This is a genomic window from Pseudonocardia sp. Ae331_Ps2 (assembly GCF_001932405.1).
GTDB lineage: Bacteria > Actinomycetota > Actinomycetes > Mycobacteriales > Pseudonocardiaceae > Pseudonocardia.
In genome coordinates this window covers 1-4801 of sequence record NZ_MCIM01000010.1, presented here as the reverse complement: position 1 = coordinate 4801, position 4801 = coordinate 1, and the positions used below count along the sequence as shown (strand labels likewise).

General features: G+C 72.5%; 4 protein-coding genes. All 4 read right to left on the bottom strand.

All coding sequences use genetic code 11. The annotated features are described in order from the left end of the window. The coding region (locus Ae331Ps2_RS30010; protein ID WP_075329928.1) for a hypothetical protein at positions 1-983 on the bottom strand (983 nt) is incomplete at its 3' end. Further along, entirely contained in the window at positions 983-1981 is a 999-nt protein-coding gene (locus Ae331Ps2_RS34485; RefSeq protein WP_084797565.1) for a transglycosylase family protein, read from the bottom strand. The genes Ae331Ps2_RS34485 and Ae331Ps2_RS30010, both read right to left, overlap by 1 nt. A gap of 794 nt (positions 1982-2775) precedes the next feature. Further along, complete coding sequence (locus tag Ae331Ps2_RS30850; protein WP_083696449.1) at positions 2776-3936, bottom strand: glycoside hydrolase family 16 protein; 1161 nt, start codon at positions 3934-3936, stop codon at positions 2776-2778. Further along, positions 3933-4796: a MinD/ParA family protein gene (locus Ae331Ps2_RS29995; protein ID WP_083696450.1), complete on the bottom strand. Its 864-nt coding sequence runs from the start codon at positions 4794-4796 to the stop codon at positions 3933-3935. Before Ae331Ps2_RS29995 ends, Ae331Ps2_RS30850 begins: the two co-directional genes overlap by 4 nt. Between the last annotated feature and the right edge of the window lie 5 nt (positions 4797-4801).

The following is a 4801-nucleotide window of genomic DNA, read 5'->3' as shown; positions in this document are numbered from 1 at the left end:
ACGGCTTTGGGTGGGCTGGGGTCGTCGGTGACACCGCCGATCTCCCAGCTGCGTTCGTGGGGGACGAACACCGTGTCGTCGAGGAGCGCTTCGATCCGGGGGCCGGCGGCGCCGGTGACACCGGGCGGCCATTTGCGGGTGCCGTTGACCACGAGCTGGTAGATCGGGGTGGCGATGCCGCGTTGCACCCAGGGCTCCAGGCGGGCGAGGAGGTGCTCGGCTTGGTGTAACGAGGGCCGGGTGGCGCGCACGACGAGGATCGGGCGCTGAACGGGTAGGCCGCGGCGGAGCCAGCTCCCGGCGCCGTAGAGCGGGGACGCCGTGGCGCGCCAGCCGCCGTGGCCGAGGTCGACCACGGTGGTGTGCAGCGGCTCCGGCGGTGGTTCGGGGAGCCAATCGGGGGGGACCGGCGCCATGCCGGGTGTGATCGCCGGCAGATCGGTTTCTACGCGGGCGAGCAGGGCGTCGCCGCGCCAGCTGTAGCGGACCGAGATGTGGTCGTTGACGCGGCGCAGCCAGGGGCCGTCGCAGGAGGCGGCGCAGGCTAGCCCGGATCGGGCGGGGTCGTCGGCGTCGATGAGCAGCGCGCATCGACGGTCGGTCTGTAGCGCGTCGGTGATGGCTGCGGCGACACATGACGCGCCGGCGCCGGCGGATCCGGCCAGGACCGGGATCAGCGCTCCGAACGCCGTCCAGGACACCGGGCGGGTGTCGGGGAACAGCGTGCGGGTTCGGGCCTGCACCGTCTCGATGGTGGCGCCGAGCTCGGCGGCGGTATCGACCGGGTCGGCGCCTTCGCCGGCCGCGGCCGCGGCGGCAGTGACGTCGACCAGTAACTCGTTGTCGGTGATCTCCAGCCCACCCGGGGCGCGGGAGCGCGCCGCTGCACCGAGGAGCTGGTTGAACTGGAACGGGCTACGCGGCGCCGCCGGGTCGGCAGCCCAGCGGACGGGCGGGTCGGCCGCGTTACGGGACGAGGTCATCATCGGAGCCCGAGTCGCTGCGCACACGCCGGCCACGCCTCCCAGCCCTGCACGGCCTGGACCCGTTTCGCGACCTCGATCTGCTCGTCCCGGCCGGCCTCGTGCGCCGGGCCTTCGCCGCCGAACGCCCGCCACGTCGATGGCGAGAACTGCAGACCACCGGAGAATCCGTTCCCGGTGTTCGTGCTCCAGTCACCGCCGGACTCGCATTGCGCGAGCCTGTCCCAGGTCGCCGGCGACACCGAGCCAATGCCAGTGCCGGTGCTGGTGCTGGTGCTGGTGTCGTCTGTCGCCTCCGGTGGCGGCGCGGCACCCACGGCAGGCGTGCGCGGCTGCTCACCGGCCCCGCCGCCGGTCTCGTCTCCAGCGCCGGCGTCAGTGTCATCGGCGGTGTCGTTGTCAGTGCTGTCGTCGGCGGTGCCGTTCCCGGCGGTGCCGTCACCGCTGGTCGAGCCGTTGCCCCGGTCGGTGCCTGCCTTCGCACCGGCACCGGCACCAGCATCGGTGCCGGTGCCGGTGCCGGTGCGGTTGAGAGCGTCGAGGAGTTCCTGGGCGACCGGGTCGACCTCGGCTGCGGCGCGGGCCTGCGCGGTCAGCTTCTCGATGCCCGCCGCCACCGACACCTCCGACTCCGTCGACTCTGATTCCGGCGGCGCGGGCTCTGATGTCGACGCCCGCGGCCCGTTGGTCTGTGCGCTCGGGGTGCGGGTGATGGGCGCGCCCGCCGATGGCTGCTCCGGTGTCGGTTCTGTGTCTGCGGTCGTGGGCTGTCCGGCGGTGCCTGCGTGGCCCGGGTCCGTCCTGGTCCCGTCACTCCGGCCGCCGCCGACGCTGGTGGTGGCGCGAAGGTGGTCGAGGGTGTCGAGGTCGTCGGAGTCGGCGCCGAGCGCGGCGAGGCGGTCACGGTCGAGGGCGTCGAGGACGGTCGCGCCGACCTCGGTGGCGTCTCCGCTGCGGTCGCCGTCGGCGGCGATCGCAGCCAGCAGGTCGGTGATCATCCCGATAGCCGCCCGCGCCGCCTCGGCGTCGGTGGTCACATCCGTTGCCGGTGGTGCTGCGGCCGGTGCGGAGGTTCGAGGCCCGACCGGCTCGGTGCTGGTCGGGGCGGCGGCCGGCGGCTCGGCGGTGGTAGCTGCCGGTGCCGGTTCACGGGTCGGGCCGGGTTTGACCGGTGGTGCGGTAGACCGGGAACGCTGCGCCGGCGGTGCTGCCGGTGCTGCTGCCTGCGGTGCTGCTGGTGGGGCGGTGACTGTGTCCAGGGCCTGGTCGACTGCGCCAGCAGCTGCACCAGCGGCGGCGGCGGTGGCGGTGTTGTCGACGAGGGCTGCGGCGGGCGGCGGGTCGATCAGGTCGGCGGGTCCGAGCCCGGCTGCGGTCAGGCGCACTCCGACCTCGCTGAGCTGTGGATCGCTGTCGCCGTGCGCGGTCAGGCCTAGTATCGGCGTCGATCGCCGCTCCGGACCGGCGCCGAGGGCGGTGGCGGCTGCGGCGGCGTAGCTGCCGGCGCCGAGTAGCGCGGTCGCGGTCAGGACCGCGACCGCTGACCGCCGCACCACCGGCGCGGTCGTCACGGTCGGCGGGGGCGTCGTGGTCGGCGGGACACGGCCGGGAAAGCGATCCGGCAGCCGCAGAAGCCGCCGCTGCGGGAGGTGATCGGCCCACGACGGCGTCACGACACGCCGCCGGGACGAACGCGGGATCGCAGACATACGGGAGACCTCCAGGTCAGCGGGGAGCAGACAAGTCAGGGCGAACGAGCAAGCGCTGTGGGCAAGCGGTGTGGAGCGCGCGGCTACGGCTCGCCGGTGTTGTTGTTGATCTCGTCGGTGACCGTGGTGGAGGAGTCGGCGTCGGTCGACCCTTCGCTGCCGGCGGTGTCGGTCGATGGGCCGTCGCCGGCGGCGAGGCCCCACTGCTTGACCCAGTCGTACTGAACCTGCCCGGTCTCGCCGTCGCCGCGCGGGAACCAGTCCAGCTGCAGGCACAGGTGCATCGGCCCCGGCGGCAGGATCGAGGTGTCGGTGGTCTTCCACCACTCGCGGCCGTCCACGAACGCGGTCACCCCGTCCGGGGTCCACTCCACGGCGTAGTTGTGCCACTCGGTGGCGTCGATGGCGAGTTCGCCGTGGACCTGGGAGTTGTCCGCGCCGTAGTGCAGAAAGAGTTCGATCGTGTCGCGGGCCGGGTTCATGATCTCGGCGAAGTCGATCTCCCCACCGACCGGGAAGTTCTCCTGCGTCGGCCACAACAGCGCCAGCGCGTTGTAGGACGGCGACCCGGTCGGGGCGCGCATCCGAACCTCCCAGCGCCCGTACTTCTGGGAGTGCGCCGTCCACGCCAGCCCGGCAGTCGTGCCGTCCCCGGTGCCGTCGATCGTCAGCACACCGTCGGCGACGGTCGCCGCGTCGGGGGAGCGGGTGCCGTTCCCGGCATGACCCGGGCCGTCATAGGCATTCCACCCCGCACCCAGGCCGGTGCCGGTGAAGTCATCGACGACGTCCGGGACACCCCACCCGAACACCTCACCAGCAGTGTCACCTGATGCGGGTGTCCCGGACGTCGGCCCGGTCGGCGGTCCGGGCGATCCAGCGTCGGGGGCGGCACTGGATCCGTTTTCATGATCATTTGACCGGTTCCCGGTGTTACCGGCACCACCGGACGCCCCGCTGTCGCCGCTGTCGCCGCTGTCGCGGGTGTCGCTGGGGCCCGGGGCGGTGTAGCAGGTGGTGGGGACGAACCCGGGGCGGTCCGCGCCGATCTCGGTGAGCGCGGCCCGCCACGCCTGCGCCCGCTCGGACTCATCACCGTCGAGTTCGGCCAGGACATGGGTCGCGGTGATCCGCCATCCGCACTCGACCCGCGCCTCCGCCGGGGTGGGAGCGGCCGGAGCGAACGCGACGCCCAGTGATGTCACCGCCGCGACAGCGGCGCTGGTCGGGCCGGGCCCGATCACCGCAGACCAGCCTGAGGATCGGCGTGACCGGTGTGGATGTCGCGGGTGTGGGTGTCGCGGAAGCCGTGCGCCGCCAAACCCGAGGTCCGGGCCTGGAAGCCGTCGGCGACCACCGCAGCCAGTTCAAGAACCGCATCGCGGGTGCCCGGGGCCAGAGCGGCCAGGTCGATGACGTCCCCGGTCGCCAGGTGCGGGTCGGCGGGCAACTCGACCACCGCCCGCACCCTGGACTGGAAGTAGTCGACGATGACGCTGTCATCGACATACCGCGACGCCCGGTCACAGGACAGGACCACGACGGCGTCAGCGACCAGGTCCCGATACGGAAACCCGCCGGAAGAGTCCTGGTGGGTGGCCAGCCACTGCAGCGTCCGCGCCGCGCGTGACGCCCCGTCCTTGGTCGGCGCACCCACCACGACCAGCGCATCAGCGTGCCGCAGCGTCCCTTGCATCGCCGAATGCACCAGGCCGGTGCCGCAGTCGGTGAGCAGCAACTCGTGATAGACCGACAACAACCGCAGTACAGCCTCGTAGTCGCACTCGGAGAACATCTCCGACAACGCCGGCTCCTGCTCCGAGGTCAGCACACGCAGGCGACCGGCGAGGTGGGTGTAACCCGACAACTGCGTCGACGACTGGACCCGATCCAGATCGTGGAGCAGGTCCCGCACCGTCCGCCGCCCTGCCTGCACCTCCCCGACCAGACGGTCCCCGAGCGTGCCGGCATCGGGGTTGGCGTCGAGGGCGATGACGCGGTCCCCGCGGTACTCGGCCATCGCCAACCCGAGCAGCGAGGTCACCGTCGTCTTCCCGACACCACCCTTGATCGACCCGACCGCGACGCTGAACGGCCCCGACAGCGGGG

Excerpts from the sequence above, each read along its gene's own strand:
- Ae331Ps2_RS34485 (WP_084797565.1), bottom strand. The coding sequence starts at position 1,981 with ATGATCACCGACCTGCTGGCTGCGATCGCCGCCGACGGCGACCGCAGC.